This window comes from Jatrophihabitans sp., from assembly GCF_051960575.1.
Taxonomy (GTDB): domain Bacteria; phylum Actinomycetota; class Actinomycetes; order Mycobacteriales; family Jatrophihabitantaceae; genus JBQCEE01.
Genome location: NZ_JBQCEE010000164.1, coordinates 1 through 19,338 on the forward strand (window position 1 = coordinate 1; position 19,338 = coordinate 19,338).

General features: G+C 71.4%; 18 protein-coding genes. 15 read left to right on the top strand and 3 right to left on the bottom strand.

Annotated elements, in window-relative coordinates; all coding sequences use genetic code 11:
* Both ACTHMS_RS09375 and glnA read left to right on the top strand, forming a co-directional pair.
* The coding region (locus ACTHMS_RS09375) for an HNH endonuclease signature motif containing protein (RefSeq protein ID WP_440306394.1) at positions 1 to 971 on the top strand (971 nt) is incomplete at its 5' end.
* 127 nt (positions 972 to 1,098) lie between these two features.
* A complete protein-coding gene (gene glnA, locus ACTHMS_RS09380; protein WP_440306395.1) occupies positions 1,099 to 2,454 on the top strand; it encodes a type I glutamate--ammonia ligase in 1,356 nt (451 codons plus the stop codon).
* A gap of 87 nt (positions 2,455 to 2,541) precedes the next feature.
* On the opposite strand, the gene ACTHMS_RS09385 is transcribed toward glnA, so the two are convergent.
* A complete protein-coding gene (locus tag ACTHMS_RS09385) occupies positions 2,542 to 2,706 on the bottom strand; it encodes a hypothetical protein (RefSeq protein ID WP_440306396.1) in 165 nt (54 codons plus the stop codon).
* A 186-nt stretch (positions 2,707 to 2,892) separates the two neighbouring features.
* Between ACTHMS_RS09385 and ACTHMS_RS09390 the strand changes: the two genes are divergently transcribed.
* The gene (locus tag ACTHMS_RS09390) at positions 2,893 to 3,759 is read left to right on the top strand and encodes a type 1 glutamine amidotransferase (protein WP_440306397.1); all 867 of its coding nucleotides are present in this window, start codon (positions 2,893 to 2,895) and stop codon (positions 3,757 to 3,759) included.
* Complete coding sequence (locus ACTHMS_RS09395) at positions 3,752 to 6,805, top strand: bifunctional [glutamine synthetase] adenylyltransferase/[glutamine synthetase]-adenylyl-L-tyrosine phosphorylase (RefSeq protein WP_440306398.1); 3,054 nt, start codon at positions 3,752 to 3,754, stop codon at positions 6,803 to 6,805. The genes ACTHMS_RS09390 and ACTHMS_RS09395 overlap by 8 nt, the downstream gene beginning before the upstream one ends.
* Here ACTHMS_RS09395 and ACTHMS_RS09400 read toward each other — a convergent pair.
* Positions 6,772 to 7,572 (bottom strand): phosphatase PAP2 family protein, encoded by an 801-nt coding sequence (locus ACTHMS_RS09400; protein ID WP_440306399.1) that lies wholly within the window; start codon positions 7,570 to 7,572, stop codon positions 6,772 to 6,774. The genes ACTHMS_RS09395 and ACTHMS_RS09400 overlap by 34 nt on opposite strands.
* A gap of 118 nt (positions 7,573 to 7,690) precedes the next feature.
* Between ACTHMS_RS09400 and ACTHMS_RS09405 the strand changes: the two genes are divergently transcribed.
* Positions 7,691 to 7,900 (top strand): DUF2945 domain-containing protein, encoded by a 210-nt coding sequence (locus ACTHMS_RS09405; protein ID WP_440306400.1) that lies wholly within the window; start codon positions 7,691 to 7,693, stop codon positions 7,898 to 7,900.
* A 2-nt stretch (positions 7,901 to 7,902) separates the two neighbouring features.
* On the top strand, positions 7,903 to 8,229 hold the full coding sequence (locus ACTHMS_RS09410) for a DUF3140 domain-containing protein (protein WP_440306401.1): 327 nt from the start codon (positions 7,903 to 7,905) through the stop codon (positions 8,227 to 8,229).
* A 98-nt stretch (positions 8,230 to 8,327) separates the two neighbouring features.
* Here the strand turns inward: ACTHMS_RS09410 and ACTHMS_RS09415 are convergent, their stop codons facing one another.
* The gene (locus tag ACTHMS_RS09415; protein ID WP_440306402.1) at positions 8,328 to 8,570 is read right to left on the bottom strand and encodes a DUF6458 family protein; all 243 of its coding nucleotides are present in this window, start codon (positions 8,568 to 8,570) and stop codon (positions 8,328 to 8,330) included.
* Positions 8,571 to 8,873: 303 nt separating this feature from the next.
* Between ACTHMS_RS09415 and ACTHMS_RS09420 the strand changes: the two genes are divergently transcribed.
* From ACTHMS_RS09420 to ACTHMS_RS09460, 9 genes are all read left to right on the top strand, one after another.
* Positions 8,874 to 9,362, top strand: a complete 489-nt coding sequence (locus tag ACTHMS_RS09420) for a hypothetical protein (RefSeq protein ID WP_440306403.1) — start codon at positions 8,874 to 8,876, stop codon at positions 9,360 to 9,362.
* Positions 9,359 to 9,748 carry a hypothetical protein gene (locus ACTHMS_RS09425; protein ID WP_440306404.1) on the top strand — a complete coding sequence of 130 codons (390 nt, stop codon included), beginning with the start codon at positions 9,359 to 9,361 and terminating at the stop codon, positions 9,746 to 9,748. Before ACTHMS_RS09420 ends, ACTHMS_RS09425 begins: the two co-directional genes overlap by 4 nt.
* A gap of 85 nt (positions 9,749 to 9,833) precedes the next feature.
* On the top strand, positions 9,834 to 10,862 hold the full coding sequence (gene pstC, locus ACTHMS_RS09430; RefSeq protein ID WP_440306405.1) for a phosphate ABC transporter permease subunit PstC: 1,029 nt from the start codon (positions 9,834 to 9,836) through the stop codon (positions 10,860 to 10,862).
* Positions 10,859 to 12,010, top strand: a complete 1,152-nt coding sequence (pstA, locus tag ACTHMS_RS09435) for a phosphate ABC transporter permease PstA (RefSeq protein ID WP_440306406.1) — start codon at positions 10,859 to 10,861, stop codon at positions 12,008 to 12,010. Before pstC ends, pstA begins: the two co-directional genes overlap by 4 nt.
* Positions 12,011 to 12,027: 17 nt before the next feature.
* The gene (locus ACTHMS_RS09440) at positions 12,028 to 13,767 is read left to right on the top strand and encodes a phosphate ABC transporter substrate-binding protein PstS (RefSeq protein WP_440306407.1); all 1,740 of its coding nucleotides are present in this window, start codon (positions 12,028 to 12,030) and stop codon (positions 13,765 to 13,767) included.
* Positions 13,764 to 16,487, top strand: a complete 2,724-nt coding sequence (locus ACTHMS_RS09445) for a hypothetical protein (RefSeq protein ID WP_440306408.1) — start codon at positions 13,764 to 13,766, stop codon at positions 16,485 to 16,487. Before ACTHMS_RS09440 ends, ACTHMS_RS09445 begins: the two co-directional genes overlap by 4 nt.
* Positions 16,484 to 17,413, top strand: coding sequence for a class E sortase (locus ACTHMS_RS09450; protein WP_440306409.1), 930 nt, complete (start codon positions 16,484 to 16,486; stop codon positions 17,411 to 17,413). The genes ACTHMS_RS09445 and ACTHMS_RS09450 overlap by 4 nt, the downstream gene beginning before the upstream one ends.
* Before the next feature lie 134 nt (positions 17,414 to 17,547).
* Complete coding sequence (locus tag ACTHMS_RS09455) at positions 17,548 to 18,804, top strand: substrate-binding domain-containing protein (RefSeq protein WP_440306410.1); 1,257 nt, start codon at positions 17,548 to 17,550, stop codon at positions 18,802 to 18,804.
* Between the two features lie 52 nt (positions 18,805 to 18,856).
* On the top strand, positions 18,857 to 19,338 hold a 482-nt coding region (locus ACTHMS_RS09460; RefSeq protein ID WP_440306411.1), incomplete at its 3' end, for a hypothetical protein.

Below are 19,338 nucleotides of genomic sequence, written 5' to 3' on the forward strand. Positions count from 1 at the left end.
GGTTGGGGACGTTGCTGGGATTGGACGACCGGCCGGGGGAGGTGGCCGGGTGGGGTCCGGTGCCGGCGTCGGTGGCGCGTGCGTTGGTGGCACGGCAGCAGCGGTGTGCGTGGCGCTTCGGGGTGCATGACGAGGGCGGGTGGCTGGTGTTCGACGGCCTGACCCGGCGCCGCGCCATGCCCGCTGGCGCCGTCCCACTCGGTGCCGACGCCGGCGCCGATGCCGGCTCGCGGGGCGCCGAGGGTGGTCCGACCGGCGGTGGGGCGCCGAAGGTGGACGGGGTGGTGGAGATCCATCTGCCGCTCGACTGGGTGAACGCGGGCGGCGGCTCGCCGTTCGTCCTGCCGACGTCCGTGTCCGACCCCTCGGGATGGACAGCTGTCCTGGCCGACATCGCCGGGCAGGTCGCGACGGCCGGGCCGATCGTCCAGGACGCTGCTGCGCGGTTCCCAGGTCGGCCGTTGCGGCGGCGAACCGAGATGGTCTACCGGTGGTGCCTGTTCCCGGGCTGCCGCCGTCCGGCGCGCTGGTGCGACATCGACCACCGCACCGAATGGGCCAGAGGCGGCAGGACCGTGGAGATCAATCTCGGGCCGGAGTGCCGGCATGATCATGTGAACAAGTCCGAGCGGGGCTGGCGGCTGATCCGCACCGGGCCGCGGTCGTTCTGCTGGATCAGCCCGTACCGGCGGCGCCACCACGTCCAGGCGCCACGGCTGGTCGAACCGGCCCTCACGCCGCCCCGCACGCCCGGACCGGGCGCCACCACGCGGAGCGGCGCCGGGCAGGACGGGATCGACGGCTCCGACGGGTACGACGGGAGTGGCCCGGCCGTCAACCCCGCGGGCGAACCGTCGATCTGGGCCCACGACGTCCCGGCCGACGGCGGTCGCCGTTCGACGGTGGATGGTGCCGAACCGGGCAGGCCGACAGCCGAGCGGGAGGTCGACGACGAGGCGGCGCCCTTCTGAACGGCCCGGCCAGCGTCCGCGCCCGCCCCCCATCACCCGTTTCAGTCGCTCGCGGGCGAAGACCCGAGACGTGCCGGGGCGCGCGCGGAGAACGTCCGCGGACACATCGCGCGGCTAGGCTGACCCGGTGGATCGTCAACAGGAATTCGTCCTCCGCACCATGGAGGAGCGGCAGATCCGCTTCGTGCGGCTCTGGTTCACCGACGTGCTCGGTACACTGAAGTCGGTGGCGGTCGCGCCGGCCGAACTCGACAGCGCGTTCGAGGAGGGCATCGGCTTCGACGGGTCGGCGATCGAGGGGTTCACCCGGGCGTCCGAGTCCGACATGCTGGCCCGGCCCGACCCAGCGACCTTCCAGATCCTGCCGGGCGCGCAGGGTACGGCCGAGTCCGCGCGGATGTTCTGCGACATCCAGATGCCGGACGGTTCACCGTCGTGGGCCGACCCGCGCTACGTGCTGCGGCGGGCGCTGTCGAAGGCGGCCGAACGCGGCTTCACCTTCTACACCCACCCGGAGATCGAGTTCTTCCTGCTGAAGAACCGTCCGAGCGACGGGTCGGAGCCGCAGCCGATCGACAACGGCGGCTACTTCGACATGACCTCGCACGACGTCGCGCACGACTTCCGGCGCGCCGCCGTCGGCGCCCTCGAAGGGCTCGGCATCTCGGTCGAGTTCAGCCACCACGAGGTCGCGCCCGGCCAGCAGGAGATCGACCTGCGCTACGCCGACGCGCTGTCGATGGCCGACAACATCATGACGTTCCGGCACGTGGTGAAGGAGGTCGCCATCGCGCACGGCGCGCACGCCACCTTCATGCCGAAGCCGTTCCGGCACCAGCCGGGATCCGGGATGCACACGCACCTGTCGCTGTTCGAGGGCGACCGGAACGCCTTCCACGACCCGTCCGACGAGCTGTTCCTGTCAAAGACGGCGCGGGCGTTCATCGCCGGCCTGCTCACGCACGCCCGCGAGATCACCGCGGTCACCAACCAGTGGGTGAACAGCTACAAGCGGCTCTGGGGCTACAGCGCCCCGGGCGCGCTCGTCGAGGCGCCGACCTTCGTCTGCTGGGGGCACGCGAATCGGTCCGCGCTGGTGCGCGTGCCGATGTACAAGCCGGGGAAGGCGAACTCGACCCGCGTCGAGATGCGCTCGCTCGACTCGGCCTGCAACCCCTACCTCGCCTTCGCGCTGCTGCTCGCCGCCGGGCTCAAGGGCATCGAGGAGGGCTACGAGCTGCCGCCGGGCGCCGAGGACGACGTCTGGTCCCTGTCCGACACCGAGCGCCGCGCCCTCGGCTACGACGAACTGCCGCACAACCTCGCCGACGCGCTGCGGGCGATGGAGAACTCCGAGCTGGTCGCCGAGACGCTCGGTGAGCACGTCTTCGACTACTTCCTGCGCAACAAGCGCGAGGAGTGGATCGAGTACCGCGCCGAGGTCAGCCCGTTCGAGCTGCGGCGTTACCTGCCGATCCTGTAGCCGGGGACGCGCGAGGCAGGCCGGGACAGCACGAGGGCCGGGGAGCGGTTGCTCCTCGGCCCTGTCGTCCGTCGCCGTGCGTCGCCGTCAGAAGAGGCGGCCGCCGACGAAGCGCGAGTCGGACGCCGCGGCGGCGATGAGCTCGTCGCGCATCGCCGGCGAGGCGGTGCGCAGCACGCGCGCGAGTTCGGCGTCGTTGCGGCGCTGCCGCAGCGCGCGACGGAGATTGCCCATGCGGTGGTTCTGCTTCATTGCTGTCTTCCTTTCCGGCGCCGTTGCCGGTGCTCTGCTTGTCTGGCTACCCATCGGTCACCAACGCACATTGCCAAGCGAAGATGCCGAGAAGTGGGCAACGACACGTTCGACATCGCCGAAGGTTGGCCGGATTGCCCAGACGGCATCACCACGACCGTCATCCGCTCTCACTAGGCTGGCGGCGTGCGCGTGCTGGTGGTCGAGAACGCGCCGTCCGATCCGGTCGGGCGGCTGGGCGAGTGGTTGACCGGCGCCGGTCTCGAGCTCGACGTCCGCACCCCGAGCACGCTCCCGACCGATTTGGACGAGCACGCCGGGCTCGTCGTGCTCGGCATGCCCGGATCGGCCCACGACGCGCAGTACCGCGCCGTGCTCGACCTGCTCCGCGCCGCCGTCGCCGCCGAACGGCCGACCCTCGGCATCTGCGGCGGCGCCCAGCTGCTCGCCGTCGCGCACGGGGGGCGGGTCGAACCGAACCCGGAGGGCCCGGAACTCGGCGCGCACCTCGTCGCCAAGCGCTCCGCCGCGGCCGGCGACCCGCTGTTCGGCCCGCTGCCGATCACCCCGGACGTGATCCAGTGGCACTGGGACGCGATCACCGAACTGCCACCCGGTGCCCGCCAGCTCGCGTCCTCACCGTTCACCGAGCACCAGGCCTTCCGGCTCGGCCGGCTGGCGTGGGGCATCCAGTTCCACATCGAGACGCCACCCGAGGTCGTGCGCGCGTGGGCCGCCCAGGACGCGCCGCGCCTCGCCGAACACGACCTCGGCACGATCCTCGCGCGGGTCGAGGCCGCCGACGCCGACGTCGTCGAGGTCTGGCAGCCGTTCGCGGTCGCCTTCGCCGACGTCGTGCGCGCCCCGCAGTCGGTCGTCGCCCCCCGCGGCGCCGCGACGACGACGGCCGGGCCGATCACCGACCCCGCCGCGATCCGTGCCGCGTTGGCCGCCGAGGCTGCTGCCGCCCACGGCTCGCGCGCCGCGGTGTCGCAGCCGATGCCGTTGCCGCTGCCCACCCTGCGTCCCGGCCCGCCGTCCGAGCGTGGCTGACCTCGTCCGTCGGCCGCCGACCGGACGTGGTGCCACCCGGCTGGCGCGGCAGTCGTTCGCCGACCCCGAGCGGGCCGCCGCCCTGCTCGCCGAGCCGCCCCTGTCGTGGTGGAGTGCCGAGGACCACGAACCGACGTCACCCGGCGCCGCAATCGCGATCGCGGCGCTGGGCCGCAGCGCCGACCCCGACGCCGCGCTCGCCGCGCTGAGCTGGGCGGTCGACGTCGCCGGCACCGAACTGCGGGACGCGATCGAGCAGGACGCCGACATGCGCGCCCGTGTGACGAACCTGCTCGGCATCTGCAGCGAGCTGACACCGCACCTGCAGCGGCATCCGGCTGACTGGCACGCGCTCGTCGGCGAGCTCGACCTCGCCGGCGCCGGGCCACGCATCCTCGCCGCCGTCGGCGCCGACCCGGCCGACCCGGTCACCGGCACGCACGGCACCGTCGCGACCGTCACCGGCCCGGACGCGGTCGTCGCGCTGCGCGACGCCTACCGGCGCGAACTGTTCGCCCTCGCGGCGCGCGACGTCGCCGGTGAGCTGCCGATCGAGGTGACCACCGCCGGGCTCGCCGACCTCGCCGGCCACGTGTTGCAGGCCGCGCTCGCCGTCGCGGCCGCGCAGCGCACCGAGCGCGACGCGCCCTGCCGCCTCGCGATCATCGCGATGGGCAAGACCGGCGGCCGCGAGCTCAACTACGTCTCGGACGTCGACGTCGTGTTCGTCGCCGAACCCGCCGACGGCGCCGACCCCGAGCGTGCGCTCGCCACCGCCACCCGGCTCGCCGGCGAGATGATGCAGCTCTGCCGCGCCGCGGCGTGGGAGGTCGACGCCGCCCTGCGTCCCGAGGGCAAGGACGGCCCGCTGGTGCGCACCCTCGCGAGCCACGAGGCCTACTACCGCCGCTGGGCGAGCACCTGGGAGTTCCAGGCGCTGCTCAAGGCGCGACCGATCGCGGGGGACCTCGAGCTCGGTGCGGCCTACCGGGAGGCGATCGCGCCGCTGGTCTGGCGGGCCGCCGAACGCGCCGACTTCCTCGCCGAGGTGCGGGCGATGCGGCAGCGGGTCGTCGAGCACATCCCGGTCGAGGTCGCCGACCGCGAGATCAAGCTCGGACGCGGCGGCCTGCGCGACGTCGAGTTCGCCGTGCAGCTGCTGCAGCTCGTGCACGGTCGCGTCGACGAGACCCTGCGCGTCGGGTCGACCCTCGGCGCGCTCGACGCCCTGCGCGACGGCGGCTACGTCGGCCGCGACGACGCGCTGTCGCTGCGCGACGCCTACATCTTCCTGCGCTGGGCCGAGCACCGGTTGCAGCTGCGCAAACTGCGGCGCACCCACGTCATCCCGGCCGATCCCGCCGCGGTCGCCTGGCTCGCCCGGGCGATGGGCTACCGGCCCGACGCCCGCGGCGACGTCCGCGCCGTCTTCGAGGCCGAGTGGTCGCTGCACGCCCGCGAGGTGCGGCGGCTGCACGAGAAGCTGTTCTTCCGCCCGCTGCTCGAGGCCGTCGCCCGCGTGCCGACGGAGGAACTGCGGCTGACACCGGCCGAGGCGGGCCGGCGGCTGGCGGCCCTCGGCTTCGCCGACCCGCAGGCGGCGCTGCGGCACATCGAGTCGCTGACGTCAGGACTGTCGCGGCGGGCGCAGATCCAGCGCGCGCTGCTGCCGGTCCTGCTGTCGCAGTTCGCCGACGCCCCCGACCCGGACGCCGGCCTGCTGGCCTACCGCCGCGTGTCCGAGGAGCTCGGCGCCACCCCGTGGTACCTGCGGTCGCTGCGCGACGAGGGCACGATCGCCCCGCGGCTCGCGACCCTGCTCGGCACCAGCCGATACGTGGCCCGCATGCTCGGCCGCGCACCCGAGGCGCTGCAGCTGCTCGGCGACGACGACCAGCTGCGCCCGCGCGCGCCGGAGGAGATCCTCGCCGCGATGCGCGAGTCGGCCGCGCGGCAGCGTGACGCGTCCGCCGCCGTCTACGTCGTGCGCGGGGTGCGGCGGCAGGAGCTGCTGCGCACGGCGTTCGCCGACCTGCTCGGCGTCACCGACGTCGTCGAGGTGTGCCGCGCCCTGAGCGCGACCACCGGCGCCACGCTCGAGGTGGCGCTCGCCGTCGCGCTGCGCGACGTGGCCGCGCGCCACCAGCTCGACGAGCTGCCGCTGCGGTTCGCCATCATCGCGATGGGCCGGCTCGGCGGGGACGAGGTGGGCTACGGCTCCGACGCGGACGTCATGTTCGTGCACGAGGCGACGACGGGCGACGAGGCCGTGGCGAGCAGCCTCGCGCACGACGTCGCCGGCCGGCTGCGCGCCCTGCTCGGTGCGCCGTCGTCGGTCGACCCACCCCTCGAGGTCGACGCCGGCCTGCGCCCGGAGGGCCGCAGCGGCGCGCTCGTGCGCTCGCTCGCCTCGTACGCGCAGTACTACGTCCGCTGGTCGCAACCGTGGGAGGCGCAGGCGCTGCTGCGCGCCCGGCCGGTCGCCGGCGACGCCGACCTCGGCCGCCGCTTCGTCGAGCTCATCGATCCCGTGCGGTACCCGGCGGGCGGCCTGGCCCAGGACGACCTGCTCGAGATCCGCCGCATCAAGGGGCGGGTCGACGACGAGCGCCTGCCTCGCGGCGCGGACCGCACCACCCACACCAAGCTCGGACGCGGCGGGCTGGCCGACATCGAGTGGACGGTGCAACTGCTGCAGCTCGCGCACGGCGCAGCCGTGCCGGCCCTGCGCACCACGCGCACGCTCGATGCGCTCGCCGCGGCCGAGGAGGCGGGCCTGCTCACCGGCGCCCAGGTGGAGCCGCTCGCAGCTGCGTGGCGGCTGGCCACCCGGGTGCGCAACGCGCTCGTGCTCGTGCGCGACCGTCCCGAGGACCAGTTGCCGACACTCGGGCCGGCGCTCATCGCCGTCGGCCGGTCGCTCGGCTACCCGCCGGGCTTCGACCCGGGCCAGCTGGTCGACGACTACCGGCGCACCGCCCGCCGCGCCCGCCGGGTGGTCGAGGAGGTCTTCTACGGGTCAGGTGTGTCGACCGGCGCGACGTAGGCGCCGTGGCCGGACAGCAGGAACTGCACGCCGTAGCCGAGCATCAGCACCAGCACGCCGCCCACCGCGTCCAGGATGAAGTGGTTGGCCGACCCGACGATCACGGTGAGCGTCGCCACCGGGTACAGCAGCCCGAGCGCCCGCACCCAGGGCACGCGTGAGCAGACGTAGACGGAGTACCCGCACCAGACCGCCCACGCGATGTGCAGGCTCGGCATCGCGGCGAACTGGTTGCCGTGGCTGTAGAAGTTGTGCCCCGACAGTGACCCCCAGGTGTCGAAGCGGATCACCGTGTCGATGTAGCCGTACTGCGGCAGCAGCCGCGGGGGAGCGGTCGGGTAGAGGTAGAAGCCGACGAGCCCGATGAGCGTCGTGGCCACCAGCGCGGTGCGCGCCCCGCGGTAGATGGGCGCCCGCCGCACGAACAGCCAGATCATCACGCCGGGCGTGACGATGAAGTGCAGCGTCGCGTAGTAGTAGTCGAGGATCTGCGCAAGCCACTCGTGCCGGGCCACGAAGTGGTTGAACGACAGCTCGAAGTTGAGATGCAGGTCGTCCTGCAGGTGTTGGATGCTGCGCCCGTGCCGCAGCGCGATCGAACGCTGCTCGGGCACGGCGTTGCGACCCAGGCTGTAGAGCCAGTAGCCGACCAGGATGATGACGACCTCCTGCCACCACAGCGGGCGTCGCCACCGGACGAGACGGTGCGGCAGCAGGCCGGTGAAGGCCCGGGGCCGCGCGCGCGTGATCGTCTGCGCGGTCGCCATGGCGTCATTCTGGCACCGGCCACCCGAGAATCCGGTGATCACGGCGGTCCGGTGCCGTGCACAGGTTTGCCGCGATGCGACGGGTTCCGCACAGGATGTCCGTGGGTAGTCCAACGCCATGAGCGACAACCTGCACAAGGGCGACAAGGTCGCCTGGAACTCCCACGGCGGCACGGCGCACGGCAAGGTCGAGAAGAAGCTGACCGACGACACCAAGATCAAGGGTCAGCAGATCCGCGCCGACGAGGACGACCCCAAGTACCTGGTCAAGAGCGACAACGGCGGCGAGGCAGCGCACAAGCCGGACGCGCTGAAGAAGGAGCGCTGACCGTGGCGGACACCGAGGCACGGGAGAAGTTCAAGGAGGCGGTCAACATGACCGCGTCCGAACTGGACAAGTGGCTGCGGACCGACGAGTCGACGCAGGCCGGCCAGCACCGGGGCGGCGGCGAGTCGACCGGCCACGAGTCGGGTCGGCGCATCGTGCAACTGCTGCACACCAAGGCCGGCGATCTCACCGAGGACGACGAGCGGCACATGACCAAGGTCGCGGGCTACGTGGCGCGGCACCTCGCCCAGCGTCCCAAGGGCGACGTCACCGACACGACCTGGCGACACTCACTGATGAACTGGGGTCACGACCCGCTCAAGGACTGATCCGATCGAGGCCACCCTTGGCCGCAGACGCACGAAGGCCCCACCCGCGACGCGGGTGGGGCCTTCGAGATCCGCGACCGGGCGGTCGGGGAAGTCGATCAGTAGCGCGGCGCGCCCTCGACGTAGGTGGTCTGCGCGGTGCCGGCCGGCGTCTGGTGCACGACGTCCGTGCGGCGGCGCGAGAAGCTGTAGATGAGCTCGGCCACGAGGGCCACGACGCCGATGACCATGAGGATCACGCCGGCGGTGTTGACGTTGAAGCCGTTGGTGTCCTTCACCGTGACGGCCCACTTGAGGATGGCCCCGACGGCGATGAGGAACAGCGCTCCACCGAGTCGCATCGTTGTCTCCCTACCTAGGTGGACGGCCCTCTGGTGGCCCGTCCGCGTTGCCGCAGGGATACCCCCACCGGGCCTGCGTGTAACGAGCGTGTGTGTGCCCACAGGCCCGTTAGGGGCGGCTCCTGTCCGTTCTGCCGTCTTTGCGGCCTTGGTTTCCGGCGGTTGGTCGCGAACTTCCGAATGCACAGCAGTGGTCGCTCGCCACCCGTCGGCCGTTCACCTGACCGTTGCCCGGGCGAGACCCCAGGGCCCGGATGCTGTGCCGGGCGATCGCACCGGTGATCGCGGGTACTGGGGGACGGCATGGACGGCGGCATCGCGGCCCGGGCGGCGCGGTTCGTCTTCCTCTCCGACGGCACCGCGCAGCGCCGCGGTCTCGCGCCGCCCGAGGGTGTCGAGCGGGTCGGCTGGCGGCTGACGGCCGGCAACAACCGCGCGCTCGGACGCAGCGTGCGGGTCTTCGTCGGCCTCGCGGCGTGCCGCGAGGACGCCCGCCACACGCATCTGGTCGCCGCGCGCGCGACCCCGTCGGTCACCTTCGACCCGGTCGCGTCGACGTGGTCGTGGCAGCTGGCCCTCGACGGCCGCGTCGTCGCCGTCGGCGTCCACGCCTACGTGCGACGGGTCGAGTGCCAGCGCGGCCTCGCGCAGTTCCTCGCCGTCCTGCCGCACGCCGACCCGGACGGCGGCATCGTGCGCCACGTGGGCCCTCGCGCCCTCGTGGGGCATCTGCTCGACCCGGCCGCCGCCGGTGCGTCCGACGACGTCGTTCCAGCCATGGGGGATGCATGACCGCAGCGCGCCGCACCGGCGCCGTCTTCCAGCTGTACCAGGGCGCGCCGGGTGCACCCGTGCACTGGCGGCTGCTGAGTGGCAACAACCGCGAGGCCGGACGCAGCGGCGCCGGCCATCTCGACGCGACCGCCTGCCGGATCGCGATCAAGGAGCTGCAGCGCGACCTGGATCTGCTCCGTGTCCAGAGCGTGCGTGTCGACTCGCAGCGTTGGACGTGGGAGGTCCTGCGCGGCGGCGAGCTGCTCGCGCTCGCCGGTCATTCCTTCGATCGGGCGATCAGGTGTCAGCAGGGCGCGGCACGCTTCCTCGACCTCGTCCGGGTGAGCGAGGTGGCGCCGGAGGTGTTGTCGAACGGCCTGCGGCGCTGGGGGACTTCGGCATGAGCCTGTTCGTCCCTCGTTCACTCGTGCGCCGTCGGGCGGTCGCGTGCCCTGGTTCTCCTGTCTGCGTGAGGCGCGGAGGACTTCGATGACGAGCACCCAGACGACCGTCCGCCCGTCGCTCGACCCCGCAGCGCCGCCGGACGATCCGCGTCGGCTCGACGCGACCCCGTCGCGCGGTGACCTGATCTATCGCAATGTCGCACGACTGTCCGGCTGGGCGGTCATGCTGCTCACCGGCTCGATCGGCATCTTCCTGGGCTACGAGCTCATCCCGACCGTGAACTTCTACGGCCTGAACTTCTTCACCGAGACCGACTTCAACCCCGAGAAGAACGTCGTCGGCGTCGCCTCGGCCGTCGTGGGGTCGATCGAGATCGCCGTGATCGCGCTGCTGATCGCGTTCCCGCTCGCGCTCGTCACGGCCCTGTTCATCAGCGAGTACGCCCCGGCGCGGGTCAAGTCGCTGCTCGTCTCGCTGGTCGACCTCATGGCCGCGATCCCGAGCATCGTGTACGCCATCTGGGGATCGACGTTCCTGATGCCGCACCTGCTGTTCGTCGCCCGGTGGCTGAACGAGTGGTTCGGGTGGCTGCCGTTCTTCGCGGTGCACGACGCCGATCCTCGGGCGGCGCAGCTCGCACAGTTCCGGTACGAGCAGTCGGCCTTCTGCGCGGGTGTCGTCGTCGCGCTGATGGTCATCCCGATCGCGTGCGCCGTCATGCGCAACGTGTTCTCCCAAGCGCCGCTCGGTGAGCGCGAGGGCGCCTACGCGCTCGGCGCGACCAAGTGGGGCCTGATCCGTGCGGTCGTCCTGCCCTACGGACGCGGCGGCATCATCGGCGGCATGATGCTCGGCCTCGGCCGGGCCCTCGGCGAGACGGTCGTGGTGCTGCTGATCATCTCGCTCGTCTTCGACGTCAAGATCCGCATCCTCGAGAGTGGCACGGTCACGATCTCGGCGCTCATCGCCGACCGGGTCGGCACGGCGACCTCGACCCAGTTCTCGGCACTGCTCGCCGCAGGCTTCGTGCTGTTCGTGATGACGCTGGTCGTGAACACGCTCGCGTCGATCATCGTGAGCCGCAGTCGCAGCGGTGCGGGGGTCGACCTGTGACCATCACCGCGCGACCGTACGACCTGGCCGACGACCCCCGTGAGGGACGCGGGCGGCACAGCCTCTCGACGACCGTCGTCGTGCTCGACCCGAGCGACGACCAGCCGGCACGGCCGCGGCGCATCACCGCCCGGACCGCGGAGGACACGATAGCGCTGGTCGGCGCCGGTGTCTCCTCCTTGGCGCTCGTGTGGCTGCTCTTCCGGCAGATCCTGCCGTTCTCCGGCAGGACCGGCTTCGTGCTCTGCTGGTTCGTCCTGTTCGTGGCGCTGTACGCGGCGATCACCGGCGTCGGGCAACCGCGCCCGATCGTGCTCGACCGGGTCATGTCGGCGGTGGTGCACGGCGGGGCGGCGATCGTCGGCCTCTCGCTCACCGCGACCATCTGGTACACGTTCTACAAGGGCTGGCCGGCCCTGAAGCACCCGAACTTCTACTACCGGGCCGGCGACAGCGTCGGCCCCAACACGCCGCTCGGCACCGGCGGCATCGAGCACGCCCTCATCGGCTCGGCCATCCAGGTCGGGATCGCCGTCGTGATCAGCCTGCCGCTCGGCCTGCTGACCGCCGTCTACATGACCGAGGTCGGCGGCCGCTTCTCGCGCGTCGTGCGCACGGTGATCGAGGCGATGACGGCGCTGCCCGACCTGATCGCCGGTCTGTTCGTCTACTTCATCATCGTCCAGATCAGCGGGAGCAAGACCGGCTTCGCCGTGTCGTGCGCGCTGTCGATCACGATGTTGCCGATCATCGCGCGGTCGAGCGAGGTCGTCCTCCGCACCGTCGCGAGCGGCCTCCGCGAGGCATCACTGGCGCTCGGCGCGGCCGAGTGGCGCACGGTGCTGCAGGTCGTGCTCCCGACCGCGCGGTCCGGCCTCGGGACCGCGCTGATCCTCGGCATGGCGCGCGGCGTGGGCGAGTCCGCGCCGCTGCTCGTGGTCTCGGGCGTGTCGTCGTTCACGAACAAGGACCCGTTCAAGGACCCGATGAACTCGCTGCCGTTCTACATCTACACCAACTACCGCAACAGCACGACCGCCCTGTCGGTCACCCGTGCCTTCGGCGCCGCCAGCGTGCTCCTGGGCGTCGTCCTGATCCTGTTCGTCATCGTCCGATTGCTCGCGCGACAGCGCGGTGGCAACCGATGAGAGGTCACACCCGCGCCATGCGTCTGTCTCGAGCCGTCGCCCTCGGCTTCGCCCTCCTGCTCGCCGCCGCCGGCGTCGGTGCGCCCGCTGCGAGCGGCGCGCCCGCCCATGCCCTGATCCAGGGCTCGGGCTCGAGTTGGGCGTACAACGCCGTCCAGCAATGGATCTCCGACGTCCACAGCAGCGGCCTCCAGGTCGTCTTCACCCCGAGCGGCTCGGCGCAGGGCCGCAAGGACTTCGCCAACAAGACCGCCGACTTCGGCGTCAGCGACATCGGCTTCCTCGGCAAGGACCCCGTCACCGGGGCCGACGACACCAACGCCGGGCGTGACTACGCGTTCCTGCCGATCGTCGCCGGTGGCACCGCCATCCCGTACCAGCTCAGGGTCAACGGTCAGCTGGTCCGCAATCTCCGGCTGTCCGGCCTGACGCTGGCGAAGATCTTCACGAACCAGATCAAGTACTGGGACGACCCGCAGATCGTGAAGGACAACAACAACCGCAAGGATCTGCCGCACCTGGCGGTCATCCCGGTCGTGCACTCCGAGGGCTCCGGTTCGACCTACCAGTTCACCCGCTACCTCTGGAAGACGTTCCCCTCGCTGTGGAAGCCGTTCGCGGGCGACTACGCGACCGAGTACTTCCCCCGACAGGGATCGCAGGTCGCCGAGAACGGCTCGGACAGTGTCATGAACTTCCTGACCTCGAGCGCCGCCAACGGCGCGATCGGCTACGACGAGTACTCCTACGCCTTGGGCAAGAACTTCCCGGTGGCGAAGGTGCTCAACAGCGCCGGCTACTACACGTTGCCGAACCAGTACAACGTCGCGGTGGCGCTCACCCAGGCCCAGATCGACACGGTCGACAAGAACGACCCGAGCAAGTACCTGCTGCAGAACCTCGACAACGTCTACGGCTACACCGACCCGCGGACGTACCCGATCTCGTCGTACTCGTACATGGTCATCCCGACGTCGGCCGACCCGGACAACTCGAAGATGACGACGGCCAAGCGGCAGACGCTCGCCGACTACCTCTTCTACTCGATCTGCCAGGGGCAGGCCGAGATGGGCCCGATCGGCTACTCGCCGCTGCCGGTCAACCTCGTGCAGGCGGGCTTCGACCAGATCGCCAAGCTGCACACCGCCGACTCGGGCGTGCAACTGACGAACGAGAACGTCAACAACTGCAACAACCCCACGTTCGACCCCAGCAACCTCAGCCGGAACAAGCTCGCCGAGATCGCTCCGCAGCCGCAGTCGTGCGACAAGGACGGCGCCGGACCGTGTGCGTACGGCGTCGACACCGGCACGCAGAACCCCGGCGGCGGCGGCACGGCGGGCGGTGGCGGCTCGGGGAGCGGGAGCGGCAGTGGCAGCGGCTCCGGCGGCAACGGCCGTGGCGGGAGCGGCTCCGGTGGCGGCACCGGCTCCGGTGGTGGCGGCGGTGCCGGCAGCGGTGGCGGCGGCGCCACCGGCAGTGGCGGTGGCGGTGCCGGCGTGCCCCTGCCGGGTGGATCGACGGCGCCCGCCGGCAGCGCGTCGATCGACCCGGTCACCGGTCTGCCCGCAGACCTGAGCGGTGCCGGCGGCACCGGCGCCCAGTCCGTGAACGGTCAGGCGGTGGCGCAGTCCACCGTGCTGCCGAACGCCCAGAGCAGGGGCACGAGTGTGGCGTTGGAGCTCCTGGCGGGCCTGCTGCTGCTCGGAGCACTCGCGGCGCCGCCGCTCATGTCGCGGTGGTTGAACGGCCGATGATGCTCCGTCGTCCGGCACGGCTGCTCGCGGCCGTGCTCCTCGTCGCTGCGCCCTCCCTGGTGCTGTCGCCGGGACAGCCCGCCTATGCCGCGAGTGCGGTCACGAAGACCAAGACGGTGCAGCGCTTCTACGTGCAGCCGGATGGTTCGACCAAGGTGGTCGACACGCGCACCGTCAGCGTGTCTGTCTCGCAGACCACGGGGCTCCGCTCACTGCAGTTGGTGCACGTGACGTGGTCCGGCGCGCGCCCGACGGCGGGTCTGGTCGCCGACCCGAACTCCGACCTCGGCCAGAACGAGGAGTACCCGATGGTGCTGCTCGAGTGCCGCGGGATCGACTCGGCCACCGCACCGGCGGCGCAGCGGCTGAGCCAGCGCACCTGCTGGACGCAGTTCGCCGACGAGCGCTTCTACTACGGCTACGACACCTTCCCGGCCTGGCGTTCCGACGCGCAGGCGACAACCCAGGAACGCTCGGACGTGGTCGGCGCGCCCGACCCGACGAAGCTTCCGGCGGAGTGCGCGCTCACCCTGCTCGGCTCGCTCACCCAGCGCTGGGTGCCCTACGACGGCGTCGGCGGTACCTACCAGGGCGGGCCGTTCGGCTGCGCGGGACAGGCGCCCGAGGCAGCGCCGGCGAACCTGTCGTCGCTCACCCTGCCGAGCAACGAGACCTTCGGCACGACCGGCCTCGACGGCAAGGGGCAGGCCGACTTCGACATCTTCACCGGCGAGGACCACAACTCGCTCGGGTGTTCGCAGACCGTGCCGTGTTCGCTCGTCGCGGTCCCCGTCATGGGCATCGACTGCGACTCGGCCGGCCTCAGGCTGCCCGCGGCCGACCGGCGGACCGGGGACGATCTGCTCGACGCGCAGCAGAACTGCGAGACCGACGGGCAGTACAAGCCGGGACAGCAGCTCGCGCCTGGCATCAGCGGCCAGGACGCCGTCGACGGTCGGCTGTGGTGGAGCGCGTCCAACTGGAACAACCGCATCACGATCCCGTTGACCTTCGCCCAGCCCGACAACGCGTGCAGCGTCACGAACCAGAAGTCGCCGGTCAGCCTCTACGGCTCGGAACTGATGGCGCAGGCGACCATCCAGTGGGCGCCCGCCTTCTGCCTGAACCCGGCCCTGTTCAGTTTCAACCACGTGCAGACACCCGAGCCGCAGGCGGCGAACCTGCTCAACCAGGGCAACATCGAGGCCGCCTTCGTCAGCCGACCGCCGGACGGCGGCTTCACCCGCCCCGTGGTCACCGCGCCCGTCGCCGTCACCGGGTTCGGCATCGCCTTCACCGTCGACGACGCCGACGGGCGGACGGTGCAGACGCTGCGGCTGAACGCCCGACTGCTCGCGAAACTGCTGACGGAGTCATATCCCTCGCTGCCGTTGATCAGGGACTCGCACCCCGGCCTCGGCAACAACCCCTACAACATCACCTTCGATCCCGAGTTCACGGCGCTGAACCCGAACATCCCGCAGAAGCTCCGGGACGCGGCGTCCACCCTGCTGTCCCTGAACACGAGCAGCGACGTGATGGACGCACTGACGTCCTACATCGATTCCGATCCGGACGCGCGGGCCTTCCTCGACGGCAAGCCCGACCCGTGGGGCATGGTCGTGAACCCGGCCTACAAGGGCATCGCGCTGCCGGTCGACACCTGGCCGCTGCTGGACTCGTACACAGCGAACTACACCTTCGACTTCAACCCGTGTCTCTACCTCGACCCGGTGCCGTACCTGCCGCTGGTCGCGGCGCCGACCGGCCGGCTCTTCGCGATCGCGCAGGACATGCAGTTCGCCATCGCGCAGACGCAGACCAGTTGCGTGCTGCCCGATCCGAACGGCACCACCGCGGGCGCCCGCCTGCAGGCCTCGGGGCGTCAGCAGGTCGGCGCGCGTTGCATGCTCGGTGTCGTCTCGCTCGCCGACGCCAGCCGGGACGGGCTCAGGTTGGCGGCGCTCAACTCGCAGGGCTCGACCTACGTCGCGCCGGGCAGCGACTCGCTGCGCGCGGCGGTCGGCCTGCTCAAGCCGGACAAGGCTCAACGCCTGTGGGATCTCTCGGCGTCGACGCTGCGTACGTCGTCGCAGGCCGTGAACGCCTACCCGGGCACCATGGTGGTGTACGCCGCGGTGCCCCTGAGCGGTCTCCCGCCGCAGGACTCGGCCGAGTACGCCAAGCTGCTGCGCTTCGCGGCCGGCGCGGGCCAGCAGGCGGGAAGCGGCGTCGGCGACCTTCCGTCGGGCTACCTGCCGATGACCGCCGCCAACGGGCTGGGCTCGCTCGTCGAGTACACCGATCGCGCGGCGAACGCGGTGAACGCGCAGCAGGGCGGCACCGTTCCGCTCGATCCGCCGCCACCGACGCATCCGACGCCGGCGCCGTCGACCAGCAGTGCGCCTCCGCCGTCGACGACCACCACGACGCCTCCACCGGTCACGACACCCGTCGCGCCGCCGACGACGACGGTGCCGCCGGTCATCGTGCCGACCTCGCCGTCGAGTGGGCTGACCCCGACGCCGTCGCACTCGCCGTCCACACCGTTGACGGTCACCGCGATCCCTCCGGCGACCAGCGCCGCGCCGGTCGCGTACACCTCCGCCCTGGACGTGGGCAAGGGCGGTCTTGCGCTGCCTGCGCTGCTGGTGGTGCTCGCCGCCGCGGTGGTCTCGGCACTCGTCGTGCGCCTGCGGGGCCAGGGAGGGCACCGGTGAGCGCAGCGACGGTGGCCGTCGAATCGCTGCGGTCGCGTCTTGCCCGTCTCGCCGGCGGTGCGGCCCAGCGTCGACGCGCACGCGCCGACGCGACGTCTGCGACGGCCGCGGCACAGTGGGTGCTGCTCGCCGTCGGCGGGTTGGCGCTCTGGCTCGTGGCCTACGCCTTCGTCCTCAGCTCCCTGCAGGAGCAGCACAGCCAGCACGACCTCTACGCGAGCTATCGCGAGCAACTGGTGAACGGCACCGCGCCCATCGGTGGCGCCATGGCCGAAGGCGCGCCGGTCGCGCTCCTGCACTCGGCGCGGGCGTCGATGGACGACCTCGTCGTCGTCGAGGGCACCGCGTCGTCCGATCTGCGTCTCGGCCCCGGGCACTATCCGGGCACGGTGCTTCCCGGCCAGGCAGGGGTCTCGGTCATGTTCGGGCGCAGCCTCAGCTTCGGCGCGCCGTTCGGCAGCATCACCTCCCTGCGGCCCGGTGATGTCATCGACGCCACGACCGGTCAGGGCGTGTCCCACTACGTCGTCGAGGACGTCCGCCGGGCCGGCGACCCGTACCCGCCGGTGCTCGCCGCCGGCCAGGGGCGGCTGACGCTCGTGTCGTCGGAGGGCTCGGGTTGGCGGGCCGGGTGGGCCCCGTCGTCCGCCGTCTACGTCGATGCGAGATTGCGGGGGTCAGCCGTGCCGGCGCCGTCCGGCGTCGGACAGGCCCGGCAGGCGGAGCGACCGATGGCCGGGGACACCAGCGGGCTCTACCCCTTGGTGCTGTGGCTGCAACTGTTGTTGGTGGCCGTCGTCGGTGTCGTCGTGCTCCGACGTCGATGGGGTGTGTGGCAGACGTGGTTGGTCACGGTGCCGCTCGTGCTCGCGGCGCTGTGGGGCGCCAGCAGCAGCGCGTGGCTCCTGCTGCCCAACCTGGTCTGAAATGTCGGGTTCCGAGACCTGACGGGTCACTCCTTCGTCCCCCGTTTACGAAGCATGCCCTGAGCCGCCACCCGTGCCCCCAAGGCTCTCGGACTGCAGGCCCCTCCTGCCTGCCCGAGAAAGGGGATAGCACGATGCTCGTGCTCAGCAAGAAGATCGGCGTTGTCGCTGGTCTGGTCGCAACGGCGGCCACCTCGCTCGCCCTCGCGGGTTCTGCCCAGGCAGACACCTCTGCGCGGAGCGGCGACATCGTCGTCGTCGGTTCGGACACCGCTCAGAACGCGGTGAACTTCCTGCTCGACGCGGCCCCCGGTGTCACCGGTGGCTACAACAACGACGGCAACCTGAACCGCGCGCTCGCCTTCGACGCGACCGGTGACGCCAACGGCCGCCTGCCCTACGACGGCACCTGCGGCACCGTCAACAGCACGACCGGCCTCGGCACGTTCTGCGACTCCACGACGAACGCGCAGCCGAACTCGCAGCCGCAGTCGGTGATCCTGCGTGCCGGCACCAAGCCGGTGACGCGTCCGAACGGCTCCGGCTCGGGTGTGGCGGCGCTGATCGCGGACGGCACGAGCAACTACCAGGGCCTGCCCGCGGGCTCGATCCAGATGGCCCGCATGTCGCGCCTGCCGAACTCCACGGAGGAGGGCAACTGCGCGACGTCCGACCCGAAGTGCGGCGGCCTCCATGTCTACCGCATCGCCAACGACCAGCTGCAGATCGCGACCCGCTCGGCGGCGTCGGGCGGCACGGACGCACCGGCGGGTCTGTCGGCGCAGGAGCTCGTCGGCATCTACCAGTGCACGACGACCAGCTGGAACCAGCTGCCGGGCAACTCGGGCGGCAGCACGAACACCATCCACCCGCTGATCCCGCAGTCGGGCTCGGGCACCCGGAACTTCTTCCTCGCCGACCTGCAGGCCGCGAACGGCGGCACGGCGATCACCCTCGGCAGCTGTGTGCGCACCGTGCAGGAGCACGACCCGACCGGCATCTACGCCGACCCGTCGCCGGCCGACGCCATCGAGCCGTTCTCGAGCGGCAAGATCGCGATGATCAACAGCGGGTACCTCGCCAACGCGGGCTACACCAACAGCGCCGGCAAGAACGCCTTCGCGAGCGGCTTCCTGACGACGCTCTCCGGCACCCCGGGCGACTCGAACGCTGTCTACAACAGCACGCGCGGCATGTACGTCGTGATCCGCAACGTCGACGTCGCCATCACGACGCCGTTCCAGCCGGGTGGCACCAACAACTGGGCCAAGACGTTCGTGGCCGGCGGCGCGACCTCGTACTTCGCCCGGAGCGCCCAGGGCCCGCAGATCGCCGCGGCCGGCTTCACGCAGGCCTTCAAGGACTGCGGCATCGACCCCACCACCTGCTGATCAACTCCTCGACTGCACCAGCCATCAGTGAGCTCGAGACAAGGAAGCTGACATGACCTTTCGTCGTTCTGCGGCGACCGTCGCCCTCGCGGGCGTCGGCATCGCCACGGGCTTCGTCCTGACTGCGGGGTCCGCCTCGGCGGCCACGCCAGTCCCGTACGAGCCCGACGCCAACTCCTACGGCACCATCTCGTTCTACGACGCGAGCGGCAACCAGATCACCAGCGGCACCATCACCGACTCGCCGATCGCGGCGTACGCGGTGGGCAGCGCCCCCGGTCGTTCAGGTGACACCGGCGCCGTCCTCAAGGCGGCACAGCCCGACCCCGCCAAGTCGACCGCGCTGTACAACGTCGACAGCCTCAGCGCCGCTACGACCTACCCGCTCACGACGGGTCCGGCCAGCATCCAGACGCTGAGCCAGACGCACCCCGTCGTCACCGGCAGCAGCACCGACCTGAGCCTGAACGACTTCATCAACGAGTTCCCGAACGACCCGGCGCACGACAGCAACACCTCGTACCAGAACCTCTA